Raw genomic sequence first — 17,029 nt, 5'->3', positions numbered from 1 at the left:
CAAGAAAACTGCCAAGGATACCTAACGTTTGCAGCCAAAATGTGAAATAAATTGATTTATCGATACAAAAAGGTAGCTTAGTATTGCAGTTTATATTCCACCCCTTTTCCCAGGCCTCAAGAGCCAGTTTTTGCAGTCGAGAACTTCAGGATTTCTTAAGGTGGGGGTCTTAAGGATTTCTTCAGAAAAGCAACCCCAGCAGGCTCCTATCGCCCAATTTCGGCGTGAAACTCCTGCAGGGACTTCACCCCCAGGGATCCTGACTGCAGAGCGCGGATGGCAGCAGCAGTAGCCTTGGCTCCAGCCAGAGTAGTGACCAAAGGGATCTTGTAGGCCAGGGCGGTGCGGCGGATCTTCCGTGCATCCTGTTGGGCTTCGCCGCCAGAAGGGGTGTTGACGATAAGCTGAATCTGGCCGTTCTTGATGGTGTCGATGACGTGGGGCCGGCCCTCGTGCAGCTTGAGCACCTTCTCGACGGGGATCCCGTGCTCGGCCAAAGCTTTTTGGGTTCCGGCAGTGGCCAGCAGGCGAAAGCCTAGCTTGACCAACTCCTGGGCCACTGGGATCACCGCCTGCTTGTCGCGGTCGCTAACGCTGATGAACACGGTGCCCCCTAGGGGCAGGTTTTGGCCGGCAGCCAGTTGCGCTTTGGCAAAGGCGCGGCCAAAGTCGGTGTCAATGCCCATCACCTCCCCGGTAGAGCGCATCTCCGGCCCCAGCAGCGTGTCGGTGCCGGGGAACTTGTGAAACGGCAGCACCACTTCTTTAACAGCCACGTAGGGCGGGATCACCTCCTGGGTAAAGCCCAGCTCTGCCAGGGTTTTGCCGCTCATCACCTGGGCAGCGTAGGCGGCCAGGGGGTGGCCAATGGCTTTGCTGACAAACGGCACGGTGCGGGAAGCGCGCGGGTTGGCTTCCAGAACGTAAACCTGCTCTTTCTGGACGGCGTATTGGACGTTAATGAGCCCCACCACCTTGAGAGCTTGGGCCAACTTCACCGTCCAGTCGCGGATCACCTGCAGCACAGCAGGGCTGAGAGTGCGGCTGGGCAAGACACAGGCGGAGTCGCCCGAGTGGATCCCGGCTTGCTCAATGTGCTCCAGGATGCCGCCGATGGTTACAGCCCCGGTGTGGTCGGCGATGGCGTCCACATCTACCTCCACGGCATCCTCCAAGAACTGATCCACCAGCACGGGACGCTCGGGATCCACCGCCACCGCTAGCTGCATGTAGCGCCGCAGATCTTGATCCGAATAGACAATCTCCATGGCCCGCCCCCCCAGCACATAGCTGGGCCGCACCACCACGGGGTAGCCAATGCGCCGGGCAATCTCCAGGCTCTCCTCCACGCTGCGGGCAAGGCCGTGGGCTGGCTGGCGGATCCCCAATTCCTCGAGCAGGCGCCCAAACCGGCCGCGATCTTCGGCTATGTCGATGGAGTCAGGAGAAGTACCCCAGATAGGCGCCTGGGCTGCGGCTAGCCCCTGGGCCAGCTTCAGGGGGGTCTGGCCGCCAAACTGCGGGATTAGACCTAGCGGCTGCTCGGCCTCGACGAGGTTCATCACCTCTTCGTAGGTCAGGGGCTCAAAGTAGAGGCGATCAGCGGTGTCGTAGTCGGTGGAAACGGTCTCGGGGTTGGAGTTGACCATGATGGTCTCATAGCCAAGGCGTCTGAGGGCAAAGACGGCATGACAGCAGCAGTAGTCGAACTCAATCCCCTGGCCGATGCGGTTGGGACCGCCCCCCAGGATCATCACCTTTGGCTTGGCGGTGGGGAAGGTCTCGGATTCGCTCTCGTAGGTGGAGTACTGGTAAGGGGTGGCCGCCTCGAACTCGGCAGCGCAGGTGTCCACGGTTTTGTAGGTGGGGATCACCCCCAGGGCCTTGCGGCGATCCCGCACCTGGGCTTCCGTGCAGCCGGTCAGGTGGGCAATTTGTCGGTCGCTAAAGCCCATCTGCTTGAGATGGCGCAGGTCTTCGGCCGTTAGGGATCCCAACTCCCGCCCTTTAAGGGCTTGCTCCACCTCCACCAACTCCTTCAGCTTGTCGATAAACCAGGGATCGATGTGGGTAAGCTGGGCAATTTCCTGGACCGAGAAACCCATGAGCAGGGCCGTGCGGATGGTCAACAGGCGGAAGGGGTTGGGGGTGCGCAGGTTGGCCCGCACTTCCTCTGGGGTTGGGAGGACTTCCGGCCTGTCGCTGCCAAAGCCAGGGCGGTCGATCTCCAAAGACCGCAATGCCTTCTGGATGGACTCCTGGAAGGTGCGGCCAATGGCCATCACCTCCCCCACCGACTTCATCTGGGTTGTCAAAACGGGCTCCGCCCCAGGAAACTTTTCAAAGGCAAAGCGGGGGATTTTGGTGACGACATAGTCAATGGTGGGCTCAAAGCTGGCAGGGGTTTTGCGGGTAATGTCATTGGGAAGCTCCGGCAGCGTGTAGCCCACAGCCAGCTTGGCGGCAATCTTGGCAATGGGGAAGCCAGTGGCCTTGCTGGCCAAAGCAGAAGAGCGAGAGACCCGCGGGTTCATCTCGATGACCCGCACTTCGCCATTGGCGGGGTTGACGGCAAACTGCACGTTGGATCCCCCCGTTTCCACCCCAATCTCGCGCATGATGGCGATGGCGTAGTCGCGCAGCCGCTGGTACTCCTTGTCGGTGAGGGTCTGCGCCGGGGCCACGGTGATGGAGTCGCCGGTGTGGACCCCCATGGGGTCGATGTTTTCAATCGAGCAGATGATGACCACGTTGTCCGCCAGATCCCGCATCACCTCCAGCTCGAACTCCTTCCAGCCGATGATCGACTCCTCCACCAGGATCTGGGAGATTGGGCTGGCCTCTAGGCCGGCGGTGCAGATTTCCTCCAACTCCTCTTGGTTGTAGGCCACGCCGCCACCTGTACCTCCCAAGGTGTAGGCGGGGCGGATGATGAGGGGGTAGCCAATTTCTTGAGCAATCTGTTTGGCTTCTTCTAGGCTGCGGGCCAACCCTGAGCGGGGGACGGCCAGGCCAATTCGCTGCATCGCCTGCTTGAACAGCTCCCGGTCTTCAGCTTTTTCAATGGCCTCACGCTTGGCCCCAATTAGCTCCACCCCGTACTGGTCCAGGATCCCGCGCCGGGCTAGCTCCATCGCTACATTGAGAGCTGTCTGTCCCCCCATGGTGGGAAGGAGGGCATCAGGGCGCTCCCGCTCGATGATCTGGGCCACAAAGTCTGCCGTCACCGGCTCGATGTAGACGCGATCTGCCATACTGGGATCTGTCATGATGGTGGCCGGGTTGGAGTTGACCAGGATGACCTCGTAGCCCTCCTCTCGCAGGGCTTTGCAGGCTTGGGTGCCCGAGTAGTCGAACTCGCAGGCTTGGCCAATAACAATAGGCCCCGCTCCAATGAGCAAGATCTTGTGAATGTCGGTACGACGCGGCATGGGATCCCTAGGGTGGCAAGGTCAGCCTTCTATTTTAAGAGGCGGGCCCAGCTTGGGCGGTAAGATGGTGTACCTTGGGCAAGGGGCCTCGGAAAGGGTTGCTGTTGGAAAGCCTTGAGATGAACTTGCCCAGCCTCCTCTGGCCCGATCCTGGCGAGATCCCAGCTCCTCCTCGGCCCGGGATCCTGGGTGTTTTGGCTTCCGGCAACGGCAGCAATTTTGAGGCCATTGCCCAGGCCATCGAGGCCGGCGAGCTGCCAGCCCACATCGCTGTTGTGATCACCAACAATCCTGAGGCCTATGTGCGGCAGCGGGCCGAGCGCCGAGGGATCCCCTGTGTCCTCCTTAACCACCGCGACTATCCCAGCCGGGAGGCGCTAGATGCCGCCATTGTGGAGGTGCTGCAGCAGTATCAGGTGGAGTGGGTGATCATGGCCGGCTGGATGCGCTTGGTGACTCAGGTGTTGCTGTCTGCCTATCCGGAGCGGGTTTTAAACCTTCACCCCAGTCTCTTGCCCAGCTTCAAGGGCCTACGGGCTGTGGAGCAGGCGCTGGCGTGCGGCGTAAAAATCGCCGGCTGCACCGTCCACCGGGTTACGTTGGAAATGGACAGCGGCCCCATCGTGGCCCAGGCGGCGGTGCCGGTCCTGCCGGAAGATACCGTGGAGTCGCTCTACCGGCGCATCCAGGCCCAGGAACATCGCCTCTATCCTCTGGCTATCCGCCTCTGCTTGGCCGAGGGATCCCTCTCCCCGAAGCCTCCCTCCTAGGAGGCGCACCCCATGGCCGAGATCTCACCCCTTCTTGTTTTCGATAGCTCCGCAATTCTGGCTGGGCGACTGGCTCGGTGGCAGGAATGGGCCCGCTTCGGGGTGTGTGTGCTGCCTCAGGCGGTGCTGGCTGAGCTGGAGCGCCTGGCTCGAGAAGCCATTGAGCCTCAGGAAGAGTCGACGGCGCGTGCCTTTTTGCGCCACCAGCCCAGCTTGGGGTTTGCCATCTCAGCAGCCCGCGCCTGGGTCGAGGAGGTCAACGCCAGCGGCCACTCCCTAGAAGCTCGCCTGGAGCAGGCCATTGCCGAGTGCGCCTACGCCCTGGCCCAGCAGCCGCCAGGATCCCTAGTGGTGGTGGTGAGCAACGATCGGCCCTTGGTAGGGCGGATCCAGGAACTGGGGGTCTCCAACCTCTGCGCCATCTCTCTAGCCGAGCTCAACCGCTGGGTACGCCAGCAGCAGCGACCCCAGGCGGTGGCCAGGGCTTTGGGACGGCTGCCGCGGCCTCCCCTTCCCGCCACGCCGCTCTCTTCTCGTCCTTCGGCCCGACCGCCTTCTCCAGTCAGCCAGGGATCCCGGGGATCTCCGCTTGGCTTGACCCCAGCAGGGGTACAAAAGGCCCTGGCGCTGGTGTGGGCCTTGGCCTTTTTCTCGGCGGCGGGCTTGTTGGCCTGGCGCTGGTTAGATCCCAAGGGGAGCGAAGGGATCTGGCGGCAGTTGCCCCTGTCCCGGATCCCTTGGCTGCGGGATCGCAGCAGCCCAAACCGGGCATACTAGGGTGAAGGCTTTCTCAAGACTTGTCCCTAGCCATGACGGCAACGGCTGACCTTTGGCCCCAGCTTTTAGGCCAACTGCTGGAGCGGCAATCCCTTAGTGAGGCCCAGGCGGAAGAGTTAATGAACGGCTGGCTCACCAACCAAGTGCCGGAGGTGGTGTCGGGGGCAATCCTAGCAGCTCTCCAAGCCAAGGGGGTGAGCGCCAGCGAGCTGGCCGGCATGGCGCGGGTGCTGCAACGGGCTTCTCTGGGATCGCCGCTGGACCTGCCCCTCTTGGTGGATACCTGCGGCACCGGCGGGGACGGGGCTGGCACTTTCAACATTTCCACCGCCGTGGCCTTTGTGGTCAGCGCTGCCGGGATCCCGGTGGCAAAACACGGCAACCGTTCGGCCTCTGGCAAGGTGGGCTCGGCAGACGTGCTGGAGGCCCTGGGGGTGAACCTCAACGCCAAGCCAGAGCAGGTGCGGGCCGCGGTTACCGAAGTGGGCATTACCTTTCTCTTTGCCCCCCACTGGCATCCAGCTATGCGGGCGGTAGCTCCCTACCGACGGGCTCTCAAGGTGCGCACCGTTTTCAACCTGCTGGGGCCCCTGGTCAATCCTTTCTACCCCAACCGGCAGGTTATCGGGGTTTACGCGCCGGAGCTGGTGCCGGTGGTGGCCGAGGCCCTGCGCCTGCTGGGGCGGGAAGAAGCCATCGTACTCCACAGCCGGGAAGGCCTTGACGAAGCTGGCCTCGCTCAGCCCACGGACCTGGGCGTTCTCTCCCAGGGATCCCTACACCTAGAGGTCTTGAACCCGCGGGATTACGATCTCACGGCCGCACCCGTCCAGGCTCTCCAGGGAGGGGACTTGACAGAAAATGCTGCCATCCTCACCCGCGTCCTCCAGGGAGGCGGCGATCTTGCCCAGCGGGATGTGGTGGCCCTCAATGCAGCGCTGGCGCTTCAGGTGGCGGGAGCTGTGGCTGACTTGAGAGCTGGAATTGACCGAGCGCGGGAGATCCTTGCCAGCGGCGCCGCCTGGGATCGCCTGCAAAAGTTGGTCAACTTTCTGGCTTCCTAAAACTCCCGCCCTCGCCCAAAAGCCAGCACCTCGTCTACCCCTAGGCGGGGCTTGCGCGGCAGGTTGCCCGGTGCAGGGTAGCCCACCGCCAGCAGCATCACCGGCACGTAGCGGTCGGCAATGCCGAACTCCCGCTTTACCCCTTCTGGGTCAAAGCCAATCATCGGCCCGCTTGCCAAGCCCTTTGCCTGCGCCGCCAGCATCAAAGCCATGGCTGCCAGGGCCCCGGAGCGAATCGCCTCATCCCGCGCCAAAGTGGGGTTGTTGGCGTAGGTGGCTTGGGCCATGTTCACCCAGCTTTCCGCCCCTTCCGGGGAGAGGAGGCCCGCAGCGACGGCTCTTTGGACAATTTCAGGCAGCTTCTCATACCCCCGCAGATCCCCCAGGACGATGAACACCACTGCCGCGTCCGCCACCTTCTGTTGGTTGTAGGCCAGGGCTTTGAGGCGCTCTTTGTCTGCAGGATCGGTGACGGCTACGAACCGCCAGTGCTGGATGTTAAAGGAGGATGGAGCTTCCGTAGCATAGGCAACCAGCTCCTGGATCTCCGCCTCCGACAGGCGGCGGCTGGGATCAAACTTGTCGGCGGAGATCCGCTCTTTGAGGGCAGCTAGGACGTCCATGGGGATCCTCGAGAAGAGCTGCTACCAGAAAACCGAGGACAAAATTGCCTTCTCTCATCCAGCTTATCCAGCCTAGGGCCCCAGCAAGATCCCTCTCCCGAAGGCAGGTATGATAAAGGGATGATTGGAGCTGGATGCCCCCAGCCCCTTTGGGGAACCTCGAAGTAGCCAATAGCAAGCGGTGTGGTTGAGGGGGAGAGGCAAGCGGTGGACTTCGGGCGCGTGCTGACGGCAATGGTGACTCCCTTTACGCCTGAGGGGGAGATCAACTACGAAGAAGCCGCTCGCTTGGCCGATTACTTGGTAACCCACGGCAGCGATGGCTTGGTGGTCTGCGGCACCACTGGCGAGTCTCCCACCCTGAGCTGGCAAGAAGAGTACGAGCTGTTTCGGGTGGTGCGAGATGCCGTGGCTGGCCGAGCCAAGGTCATCGCCGGCACGGGCTCCAACTCCACCCGCGAGGCCATCGAAGCCACCAAAAAAGCGGCTCAGTTGGGCCTGGATGGCTCTCTCCAAGTGGTGCCCTACTACAACAAGCCCACCCAGGCGGGGCTCTACGAGCACTTCAAGGCCATTGCCCAAGCCAGCGACTTGCCCATCATGCTCTACAACATCCCCAGCCGCACGGGGGTAAGCCTACAGCCGGAAACGGTGGCGCAATTGGCGGAGATGGAGACGATTGTCGCCATCAAGGAAGCTAGTGGTATCATGGACGTAGTTTCTGAAATTCGGCGGCTTACCCCCTCCCGCTTTAGCATCTACTCAGGAGATGACTCGCTGACCTTGCCGATTTTGTCTTTGGGGGGGAGAGGAGTAGTCAGCGTAGCTAGCCATTTGGTTGGGCTACAGCTTCAGGAGTTGATCCAGAGCTACCACAGAGGACAGCCCGAACAAGCCCTGGCTCACCATCTCCGCCTGCTTCCGCTGTTTAAGGTTTTGTTCATCGAGACCAACCCCGTTCCCATCAAGGCGGCGCTAGAGATGCAGGGTTGGCAAGTAGGTCGGGTGCGCCCTCCGCTAGCGCCTCTGCAGGCCAGCTCTCTACAGGTTTTGCGACAAGTGCTGCAAGGGATGGGACTACTGGATGGGGCCCAGGGATCCGAACAAAAAGCAGCAAAAGCTTCATGAGTCTGTCTAACTAGGGGGCTTTCGGAGGGGTCTTTCGTGGCATTTTCCCGACTGGAAAATGGACAGGTCCTAGTAGCCAAATTCAGCTAGCACCGCTGACTTGGCTGGCGGGGTTTGTCTGGAGGGGTTTTTGGTTGGCTGAATTGTTACAAACCGTTACATCTGGAGGATCCACAGCGTCTATGCGAACACCACGGACTTCAGTTGCCTCTCGGTCAGCAGCTGCTCCAGCCCGGCCCACTTCCTCTTTGCAGATGATCCCGCTAGGCGGGGAGCGGGAGATCGGCAAAAACACCTGGGTCTTCCGCTACGAAGACGACATCATCCTGGTGGATGCTGGCCTGGCTTTCCCCGATGAGACGATGCACGGGGTCAACATCGTGCTGCCAGACATGACCTATATCAAGCAAAACCGGGACAAGCTGCGGGCACTGGTAGTTACCCATGGCCACGAAGATCACATCGGCGGGATCCCTTACCACCTACGGGAATTTGACATCCCGGTCATCTATGGCCCGCGCTTAGCACTGGCCCTGCTGGAGGAAAAACTGCGCGATGTGGGCCTTTTGAATCGGACGGAATTGCGCCCAGTTGGGCCGCGGGATATTGTGCCCCTGTGCAAGAACTTCTTTGCCGAATTCATTCGCAATACCCACTCTTCCGCCGACAGCTTTACGATAGCCTTGCACACGCCGGTGGGCGTTGTCATCCAGACGGGCGACTTCAAGATCGACCACACGCCGGTGGATGGCGAACGCTTTGACCTCCATCGGCTGGCCGAGCATGGGGAAAAGGGCGTGCTTTGTCTAATTAGCGACTCCACCAACGCTGAGGTACCCGGCTTTACTCCCTCTGAAGCCGCAGTAGTGCCGGGCCTTACCAAAGCCATTGCGGAAGCCAAAGGACGGGTGATTATCACCACCTTTGCTTCTTCGGTGCATCGCCTCAATTTGGTGTTGCAGATTGCCGAGCAGCAAGGCCGGGTGGTGTCTCTGCTGGGTCGCTCGATGTTAAACGTAGTGGCCCATGCGCGGCGTCTAGGTTACATCCGCTGCAAAGACGAGACGCTGCAGCCCATGCATGTCATCAACAGCCTGCCAGACGACAAGGTCATCATCCTCACCACTGGCTCCCAAGGCGAGCCTCTAGCCGCTCTGACCCGCATTGCCAATGGCGAGCACCCGCAGTTGCAGATCAAGCCAGGAGATACCGTGATTTGGTCGGCCAACCCCATTCCCGGCAACACGCTGGCGGTAACGCGAGTCATCGACAAGCTGATGGAGCTGGGGGCCAATGTTATCTACGGCAAAGACAAGGGGCTGCATGTCTCCGGCCACGGCTGCCAGGAAGACCAGAAACTGATGATTGCCCTCACACGCCCCAAGTTCTTCGTCCCTACCCACGGGGAATACCGCATGCTGGTCAAGCACGCCGAAACAGCAATGAGCATGGGGATCCCGCGGGAAAACATCGTGATCATCAACAACGGCGATGTGGTGGAGGTGAACCAGGAGCGCATCGCTGTTGTCGGCAGGGTGCCCGCGGGGGTGCAGATGATCACCGCTTCCCACGATGGGGTGCTGATGGACGAGATCCTGCAAGAACGGCAGCAAATGGCCAGAGATGGGGTAGTGACAGTGGTCATCAGCTTGGATGGCAGGGGCAGGCTGCTCTGTACGCCTCAGGTGCAGCACTTGGGCTTGGCGGGAGAGGGCAACTTTAAGGGATCCGACCTAAAACCCCTGGTAGAGGACACCCTCCAGCAAGCTTGGCCGCGCTTTGCCCGATCGCTGGAGCGGGGGAGCCTTGAGGTTGACTGGGCCGGCCTCAAGGCGGAGGTGGAGCAAGTGGTGCGCCGCTTTGTGCGGGAACAACTGCCCGGCAAGCCGACAGTGTTGGTCTTTGTGCAGTCGCCCGAAGAGGAGTCTGTGCCAGTAGCTTCCCTGCCGGTTGGGGAAGCCCAGCTCGACCAGGAACGGCTGGCCCTAGGACGGCGGCGGCGCTCCATGGACTCCGTCCCGCTTACGCGAACAGCGGCGGTGGCGGCTATGGACTCCGTCCCGCTTACGCGATCGTAAGACTGGGTGGCTGGCTCTTCAGGGCTTCTTCCCTAGGCCGGGCCCCAGCAAGCCTCTAGGGGAGAGCTCTGCCTTTGCCTCTGGAGAAAGGGATCCCACCTCGCTAAAGGGCGGGCAGCGGTTTTGGGGCGGGACGGGCTGCTTTAGGATCCTCAAGAAGGCCTCCGCCAGATCGGCATATCCCCGGTCGTTGGGGTGAAAGCCATCCGCCAGCGGGCCGGGGAAGAAAGACTCGCGGCGGTAGGAGCGGGGATCGCAGAGCAAGTCCACTACGGGGATCCCCTGTTGGCTCAGGGGGTTGATGGCCCGTTGGCTAAGGCTGACGGAGACTAGAGCCAAAAGTTGCCGCAGGCCGCTGGGCTGCTGCTGGCCTAGGGGAATCAGGGCAAAGTTGGGCAGGTTGGCCACTGCCAGGCGAGCTTGGGGGGCGCGAGCCCGCACCGCCTGGAGCAGAGTTTGGTAGTCGGCAGCAAACTGTTGGATCTGGCGTTCAATAAAGGCTAAGGGATCCTCGCCCTGCAGGGCGCGTTGGGCTGCTGCCAAGACAATAGCGTTGGTGTCGTTGCCGCCTACCCAGATAGTAATCAAAGTGGCGTCGGGGGGGATGCGCGGCACTTGATCCTGGAGCACGTTGGCGGGGATCCCCGCCCTTAGAGCTTGCATGGCCGGGCTGAGCACCGCTCCCGAGCGGCCCAAGTTGATGAGCTCCACCCGCCCCGGCAGGAGGCGGGCTAGGCGCGGGACATACCCCGTCCCGTTGGGACAATCCAGGGGCTCCGAGCGCTGCGGGCGGGTGCCGGCGGCGTTGGCCGGGCCATCGCAGGAGATGGAGGCGTTAAAGCCAACGGCATCGCTGGCTCCCAAAGCCACATAGCGGGTGAGGGGGGTCGAGCTGGGCACGACAACAGCAGGGGGAGAACAAGCGGTCAGCCCCCAACCCAGCGTCCAGATGGCCATAGAAAGCAGCAACCCACCGGTTCTGGGGTCTGGGGGCGAGGGCGCTTGCATAGCCAGTTGCAAAGAGGAGCCCATAGGGTAGCTTTGCTGCAGAGGTGGGGAAGCCCCCCAGCCAAGCTAACCAAAGATCCGCCAGCCAGCGAGTATGGTGGGAGTATGGCGCTGCGTTTTTGCAAGTCCCGCACCTACCACGATCCCCTACACGGCGCCATTAGCCTGGATGGCGGGGATCCGGTCGAGGCCTTGCTGATTCGTCTTATCGACACGCCGGCCTTCCAGCGCCTACGTCGCATCCGCCAGTTGGACACGGCTTTTTTTACCTTCCACGGCGCCGAGGGATCTCGCTTTACCCACTCGGTGGGAGTGCTGCAGGTTACGCGGCGGCTGTTTGACAAGTTGGCCCGCCGCTACCCAGAGCTGCGCCCCTACCGCGCCGTCACCCTGGTTGCCGCTCTGCTGCACGACATTGGCCATGCCCCCTTTAGCCATGCGGGCGAGGAGATCTTCGGCTGCCGCCACGAGATCTGGACGGCGCGCATCGTGCGGGAGGATCCCCAGATAGCCACCCTGGTGGCGGAGTTTGACCCGCAGCTGCCGGCCCAACTGGAGCAGGTGTGGCAGAAACGATTCCCCCTGCCGCTGGTGGGGCAGCTTATTGCCAGCCAACTGGACTGTGACCGCTTCGACTACTTGATGCGGGACAGCCTGCTTACGGGCGCCCAATACGGCCACCTGGATCTGGATCGCATCCTCACCGTGTTGGACTACGACCCGGAGACGGGATCCCTTTGCATTCCTGCTCGCAAAGGCCTAGGAGCCATCGAGCACTATCTGGTGGTGCGCTATTTCATGTACACCCAAGTGTACCAGCACCCCAAGAGCCTGTGTGCCCGCTTTATTTTGGATCGCCTCTTCAAGCGGGCGCAGGTGCTCTTGCAAAAGGGGGAGATCGAGTTGGATCCCATCTTGAGGGCCTGGTGCTGGGCCGCGCTGGCGACGCAAAAGGGAGATCCCTTCGAGTTGCCTCTGCCCCTCTATTTGGCCGCTGACGATGTGATGTTCAGCTACCCTTTTCGCTTTTGGGCCATGTCGGGGAGGGATCCCATCTTGGCCGATTTGGCGCGGCGCTACCTGGAGCGGGATCTGTTCAAAGCCCGCAACATCACCCGCTTGCCAGAAGAGCGACGCCAAGAGCTGGTGGCAACTCTGAGCCAGAAGATGCAGCGAGATGGCTTGGATCCAGAAAGCTACTTGGGAATTCGCTCCGCCCACGTCCAGGGCTACAGCTTCTACGACCAAGGGATCCAACTCAAAACCGAGGACGGCTACGTAGAAATTGCCCAGCTCTCGCCGCTGGTGCGCGCCTTAGTGGAAACCCAAGGCCAGGTTTGGCTCATCTTCCCTCGCCCCTACAGCGATCTTGTAGAAGGGGCGCTGTCTGCTTAAAGGGTTATGTTAGCCCTGAGGGCCCTGGCCATTGTCCTGCTGGCGCTGCGGCTGTAAGGACTACGTCCCGCTGACGCGAACGGAAGAGCTACGGGAACATGGTCTAATGGGGAATGTAAGGACTACGTCCCGCTGACGCGATCGGGGAAACCCTAGCGCCATGCAAGTCTTGGTCATTGGCTCTGGGGGACGGGAGCACGCTTTGGTCTGGAAGCTATTGCAGTCCCCTCAGGTGACTCGAGTCTACTGGGCTCCTGGCAACGGCGGCGCCCAGCAGATGGCCCGCTGTCAACCGGTGGCTTTGGCCGCCACAGACATCGATGGACTGGTGCGGTTTGCTACCGTGCAAGGGATCCGCCTGACGGTGGTGGGGCCGGAGCTGCCCTTGGTGGAGGGAATTGTGGACGCCTTTCAGGCAGCAGGGCTCCCCATTTTTGGCCCCAGTCGCGCCGCCGCTCAACTGGAGGGAAGCAAGCTCTGGGCTAAGCAACTGATGCAGGAAGCAGGGATCCCTACGGCTCCGGCTGTGGGCTTTGCCGACTTGTCCGAGGCGCTGGCCTACCTGGATTCCAGGACTCCGTCAGGCGAACATAGCTATCCTGTCGTGATCAAAAAAGATGGGCTGGCCGCCGGCAAGGGAGTGACCGTTGCCCACAGTCGAGAAGAAGCCGTGCAGGCCCTAGAGGCGGCCCTGGCCAAGCCCGGCGAGCGGGTGCTCATCGAGGAGTTCCTCGTCGGCCAAGAGGTGTCGGTGCTGGCCCTGACGGATGGCCAGATCTGCCTGCCGCTGCTGCCTGCACAAGACTACAAGCGCCTTGGCGATGGCGATACTGGACCCAACACCGGCGGCATGGGGGCCCACGCCCCGGCAGATCACCTGGTCACCCCCAAGCTGCTGGCCCGCATCCAGGCGCAAGTGCTGGATCCTACCCTGCAGGCGCTGCAACAGCGGGGCATTCGCTACCAAGGGGTGATCTACGCTGGCCTGATGATCACGCCCAATGGGGATCCCTACGTCTTGGAGTACAACTGCCGCTTTGGGGATCCCGAAGCCCAGGTTATCCTGCCCCTCTTGGAAAACCCTCTGGACGAGGTGCTGCTGGCCTGCATCGAGGGGCGACTGGCCAATCTTCAGCTGCGGTGGAAGCCCGGCTATGCCGCCTGTGTGGTCATGGCCGCCCCCGGTTACCCCGACAGCTACGAGCGAGGGATCCCCCTTGCCGGCCTAGAGGCTGCCGCCGCCACCGGAGCCCTGGTGTTCCATGCCGGCACTCGCCAGGTGGGCAAGCAGCTTCTCAGCGAGGGTGGGCGTGTCCTCTGTCTTACCGGCCAAGGGGCAACGCTGGCAGAAGCGCTGCGCCAAGCCTATGCCGCTGTGGAGCAGGTGCAGTTCCCCAAAGCCCACTACCGCTCCGACATTGGCAGCCGCGCCCTCGGGCCGAAGGTCCGCCTAGGTGTGGTGCCCGATCCGTAGGCAGATCATGGCCCCAGAGAGGTCGCTTCTCCAGGGCCCCTAAAGCAGTTTTTAAAAAAGCTTTGATACCTAAACCTTAGCTTCTCTGATGACGAGGCAGCAACGATAGTATCGAAATCTCAACTTTCCGTTGATTTTCTCAACAGTAGACAAGAAAGGGGCTTGCCGGAGTTTCTCCCAGCGAAGGCGAGATCCCTGAGACCCCAACCCAGGGCCACAAGTTAAGGCTCAGCTACGGAGAGAACCAGCGGAAGTTCAAGGGATCCTCCCGCCAAAGCCAGCGAGGTGGGATCCCTAGCCCTTCCGTCAAGGCAGCGGGCCTTGGCGCGGCCTGAGGGTCGCAGTCGTAGAGGGTGGTGGTGTAGCGATAGGTGCGCGGCGGCCCACCCTTGAGCCGGATGCCGCTGATTTCAAAGAGGTAGGGTCGATTGGGCTGAATGGATCCCACCGAGTAGGTGAGGGTTTCTAGGCCAAAGGCGGGATCCCCAACCCGGATATCCCAAACCGGCACTGCCTCGCCGGTAAGGGTATCGGTGATGCGGATCTGGGCCTGGCTGAGGTCAGACAAGCCGCCGCGGCTAGGCACCGAGAAAGACCAGCGGTAGGCGGACAAAGGCTGGCCGGAAAACCCCTCAAGGCGGTACAGGTAGCCGTCTCTTTCTGGGAAAGCAATAAACTCAGGATCCGGTACCGACTCGTCAAAGCCGAAGATCCAATTGGCATTGGCCTGAGTTACCCGTCCGGCCCGCGGGTCGAAGACGATGCCGTAGGCTCCTTGGGCATACTGGGGATAGAGGTTCCAGCGGCGGTGACCCACATCTACAAAGTTCTCTCGGCCCGGCTCTGCAAAGTAGATATCTACCTGGCGGGCCAGCACCTGCCCTGGGTCAGGGCCGTTCAGCTCCAGAATTGGGCCAATGGCCAGGTTGCTGAAGCGGGCTCCTGCCTCTCCGGCGGGAGTCAAGCAGCGCCAAGAGGGAGGTGGCTGGTGGCTGAGGGCGCCATTGGCCACCTGCAGCAGGGCCGCCTGCTGAGCGGCCTCCAAGAATTCGGGATTGAGCTTCACCGGCGGCAACTTGTGCAACAGCCGCAGAAAGTTCAACCGATCCATCATCTTCTGGGCTGCTGCTGGGGTGAGGCGACCGGGATTGCAGATGGCAGCCTGAGGCTGCTCGGCGTAGATGGGACCAGCAAAGGTGCGGGTTTGGCGATCCAACTGGCAAAGAAAGCTAGCAATTGGCAGCTCCCCTGCCCGGGGAGGCTCTGGAGCCGTGGGGGATCCCTCCCCATTGCAGGCCGTCAAGAGACCAAGGCAGAGCAGAATGACCAGCCCTACCCCCCACCGCTGCTTTAAGCCAAGCAGCCGCTGCCAGCGCATGCAAAACTATCGGCCAGCGGGAGTGGGGGTGGGAGTGAGGCTAGGGGGGCTAACCGTGCTGCCGCTGCCCCCGTCGCAGGCAGACAACAGCCCTAGGCACAGGAACAGAGCCAGGGTGCTCAAGAGCTTGCCGGTTCCTGGGGTAGGTTGGAGTGTAGCCATAGTAACAAATCTCCAAGACGACGCTGGGTTTGACTCCGTTTTATCCCATAGGGGGGATTGCCAAGGCTCCTGTCGTAGTGCTGCCACGGATCCCCGCGCCTATTTGTCTTGGCTGCCGAATCTGGCTGCTCAAGGGATGATCTGAAACTCCAGGTTGTGGGTCTGGAGCAGGTCGATTGTCTCGTGGTTGGTGATGTTGGTGTCAGCCATCTCCAGGTTGTAGAAGTCGATAAACTCCTCGCCGTCGAAGTAGGGGCCAGCGTGCCAGGTGCCCAGCTCCAGTTTGATGAAGCAGTCGCCAGCCACTCGAAAAGCTTGAATCCCGTCCACCTGCAGCTCGTCGGCAGGCGGCGCGACGGCGATGAACCACTCCTTGCCGTGCAGGGATCCCAGGCACTGGGTGCAACGGGTGTGGCGGGTTATTTGGCTGAACTTGAGGCCAGGACGGAGCAAGCGCATGAGGTAAAAGCGGGGCTGGCCCTGATTCAAAACCAACTGGGCATCTTAGCTGTCGAAAGGCTTGTCGTCGGGAGCAGGGTAGATCGCCTGCCCGTAAGGGGCAAAGTTGGTAGTGTCGCGTATTTTGTGGGTTAAGCATGGAGGGCGGAATGGACCGAGAGGAGCTCAAGAGGTTGACCAAGGAGGAGATCAGCCGGCGCATCCGGGAAGGGGTCAAGGCCGTCATAGTGCTCCGCACCGCTTACGCGAACAAGCAGGTACTGGAAGAAGAGATGACCGAGCACCTGGCTGCGGGTTACCGTGAGCGCACCTCAAGCCGCCGCGGGGAGCGGAACGGCTACTACACCCGGGACCTCATCACGCCGGCGGGCAGGATCGCCCAGCTCCGGGTACCCCGGGACCGGGAGGGGACTTTCCTGACCGAGGTCTTTGAGCGGTACAAGCGGATGACCGGGGAGGCGGAGGAAGCGGTGCTGGAATGTACCTCCAAGGGGTCTCCACCCGCAAGGTAGCGGCCATCACGGAGGGCCTGTCCCGGGTGCGCATCGGTAAGGACGCGGTCTCCAGGGTAGCCCAGCGCCTGGAGGAGGAGCTCTCCGCCTGGCGCGGCCGGCCTTTGGAGCTGGCCTACCCCTACCTCTACCTGGACGCGGCCTACTTCAAGGTGAACTGGGGCGGGCGGGTGGTGGACCTGGCCCTTCTGGTGGCGGTGGGGGTGAACGAAGAAGGCTACCGGGAAGTGCTGACGGTGGAGCCGGCGGGCAGGGAGAGGAAGGAGGCCTGGAGGAACCTCCTGAAGGGCCTGGTGGAGCGGGGGCTTCATGGGGTGAGGCTGGTCATTTCCGACGACCACCCTTCCATCGGTCAAGCGGTGATGGCGGAGCTTCCTGGGGCCAGCTGGCAGCGGTGCGTGGTGCACTTTATACTTTATGCGGAACGTTTTAGCTCATGTGCCGCAGTCGGAGCGGGGTGTGGTGGCCGAAAGGCTCCAGGAGGTGTTTGTGGCGCGGCGGCGGGGCACGGCGGAATCTCTGGCCCAGGAGTTCGTTGAGCGTTACCAGGACCAGTTCAAGCGGGCGGTGGAGGTGTTTGCCCAGGGTCTGGGGGAGGCCCTGACCTACCTGGACTTTTCCGGGGTCCACCAGCGGCACATCAAGAGCACGAATGTGCTGGAGCGGCTTATCCGTGAGGTGAAGCGGCGGAGTTTCCCCGGCGAGGGGAGCCTGGTGAATCTGGCCACGGTGGTGATGCTGAGGGCCACGGAGGACTGGGCTTTCCGGCG

Annotated in this window: 14 protein-coding genes and 1 pseudogene; 9 read left to right on the top strand and 6 right to left on the bottom strand. The window is 61.8% G+C overall.

Features of this window, described 5'->3' with window-relative positions; genetic code table 11:
- Positions 1 to 206: 206 nt before the first annotated feature.
- On the bottom strand, positions 207 to 3,431 hold the full coding sequence (carB, locus tag NW812_RS05550; RefSeq protein ID WP_414394841.1) for a carbamoyl-phosphate synthase large subunit: 3,225 nt from the start codon (positions 3,429 to 3,431) through the stop codon (positions 207 to 209).
- 119 nt (positions 3,432 to 3,550) lie between these two features.
- Between carB and purN the strand changes: the two genes are divergently transcribed.
- Genes purN through trpD form a run of 3 tightly spaced genes read left to right on the top strand, consistent with a single transcriptional unit; the run spans position 3,551 to position 6,042 of the window.
- Positions 3,551 to 4,201 carry a phosphoribosylglycinamide formyltransferase gene (gene purN / locus NW812_RS05545; RefSeq protein WP_414394840.1) on the top strand — a complete coding sequence of 217 codons (651 nt, stop codon included), beginning with the start codon at positions 3,551 to 3,553 and terminating at the stop codon, positions 4,199 to 4,201.
- 12 nt (positions 4,202 to 4,213) lie between these two features.
- Entirely contained in the window at positions 4,214 to 4,978 is a 765-nt protein-coding gene (locus tag NW812_RS05540; protein ID WP_414394838.1) for a PIN domain-containing protein, read from the top strand.
- Positions 4,979 to 5,010: 32 nt separating this feature from the next.
- Complete coding sequence (gene trpD, locus NW812_RS05535; protein ID WP_414394836.1) at positions 5,011 to 6,042, top strand: anthranilate phosphoribosyltransferase; 1,032 nt, start codon at positions 5,011 to 5,013, stop codon at positions 6,040 to 6,042.
- On the opposite strand, the gene NW812_RS05530 is transcribed toward trpD, so the two are convergent.
- Positions 6,039 to 6,665 (bottom strand): nitroreductase family protein, encoded by a 627-nt coding sequence (locus tag NW812_RS05530; RefSeq protein WP_414394834.1) that lies wholly within the window; start codon positions 6,663 to 6,665, stop codon positions 6,039 to 6,041. The two genes, trpD and NW812_RS05530, sit on opposite strands and share 4 nt — an antisense overlap.
- Before the next feature lie 207 nt (positions 6,666 to 6,872).
- On the opposite strand from NW812_RS05530, the gene dapA reads away from it, so the two are divergent.
- Both dapA and NW812_RS05520 read left to right on the top strand, forming a co-directional pair.
- Positions 6,873 to 7,793: a 4-hydroxy-tetrahydrodipicolinate synthase gene (gene dapA / locus NW812_RS05525; RefSeq protein ID WP_414395145.1), complete on the top strand. Its 921-nt coding sequence runs from the start codon at positions 6,873 to 6,875 to the stop codon at positions 7,791 to 7,793.
- Between the two features lie 182 nt (positions 7,794 to 7,975).
- Positions 7,976 to 9,871, top strand: a complete 1,896-nt coding sequence (locus NW812_RS05520; protein ID WP_414394832.1) for a ribonuclease J — start codon at positions 7,976 to 7,978, stop codon at positions 9,869 to 9,871.
- An 18-nt stretch (positions 9,872 to 9,889) separates the two neighbouring features.
- Here the strand turns inward: NW812_RS05520 and NW812_RS05515 are convergent, their stop codons facing one another.
- Positions 9,890 to 10,828 carry an SGNH/GDSL hydrolase family protein gene (locus NW812_RS05515; protein ID WP_414394831.1) on the bottom strand — a complete coding sequence of 313 codons (939 nt, stop codon included), beginning with the start codon at positions 10,826 to 10,828 and terminating at the stop codon, positions 9,890 to 9,892.
- Positions 10,829 to 10,984: 156 nt separating this feature from the next.
- Between NW812_RS05515 and NW812_RS05510 the strand changes: the two genes are divergently transcribed.
- Together NW812_RS05510 and purD are read left to right on the top strand one after the other, a co-directional pair.
- The gene (locus NW812_RS05510; RefSeq protein WP_414394829.1) at positions 10,985 to 12,274 is read left to right on the top strand and encodes an HD domain-containing protein; all 1,290 of its coding nucleotides are present in this window, start codon (positions 10,985 to 10,987) and stop codon (positions 12,272 to 12,274) included.
- Positions 12,275 to 12,434: 160 nt separating this feature from the next.
- The gene (purD, locus tag NW812_RS05505) at positions 12,435 to 13,748 is read left to right on the top strand and encodes a phosphoribosylamine--glycine ligase (protein WP_414394827.1); all 1,314 of its coding nucleotides are present in this window, start codon (positions 12,435 to 12,437) and stop codon (positions 13,746 to 13,748) included.
- Positions 13,749 to 13,980: 232 nt separating this feature from the next.
- On the opposite strand, the gene NW812_RS05500 is transcribed toward purD, so the two are convergent.
- The 3 genes from NW812_RS05500 to NW812_RS05490 form a co-directional block, all read right to left on the bottom strand.
- Positions 13,981 to 15,126: a CAP domain-containing protein gene (locus tag NW812_RS05500; RefSeq protein ID WP_414394825.1), complete on the bottom strand. Its 1,146-nt coding sequence runs from the start codon at positions 15,124 to 15,126 to the stop codon at positions 13,981 to 13,983.
- A 6-nt stretch (positions 15,127 to 15,132) separates the two neighbouring features.
- Positions 15,133 to 15,288: a hypothetical protein gene (locus NW812_RS05495; RefSeq protein WP_414394824.1), complete on the bottom strand. Its 156-nt coding sequence runs from the start codon at positions 15,286 to 15,288 to the stop codon at positions 15,133 to 15,135.
- A 129-nt stretch (positions 15,289 to 15,417) separates the two neighbouring features.
- On the bottom strand, positions 15,418 to 15,783 hold the full coding sequence (locus tag NW812_RS05490) for an ureidoglycolate lyase (RefSeq protein WP_414394822.1): 366 nt from the start codon (positions 15,781 to 15,783) through the stop codon (positions 15,418 to 15,420).
- 101 nt (positions 15,784 to 15,884) lie between these two features.
- On the opposite strand from NW812_RS05490, the pseudogene NW812_RS05485 reads away from it, so the two are divergent.
- Positions 15,885 to 16,798 (top strand): annotated as a pseudogene (locus NW812_RS05485) (IS256 family transposase).
- A partial coding sequence (locus NW812_RS05480) for a transposase (RefSeq protein ID WP_414394821.1) occupies positions 16,698 to 17,029 on the top strand: 332 nt, incomplete at its 3' end. The pseudogene NW812_RS05485 and the gene NW812_RS05480, both read left to right, overlap by 101 nt.

Source organism: Synechococcus sp. O70.2 (assembly GCF_047462135.1).
GTDB lineage: Bacteria > Cyanobacteriota > Cyanobacteriia > Thermostichales > Thermostichaceae > Thermostichus.
This window is presented reverse-complemented; position numbering and strand designations above follow the sequence as displayed.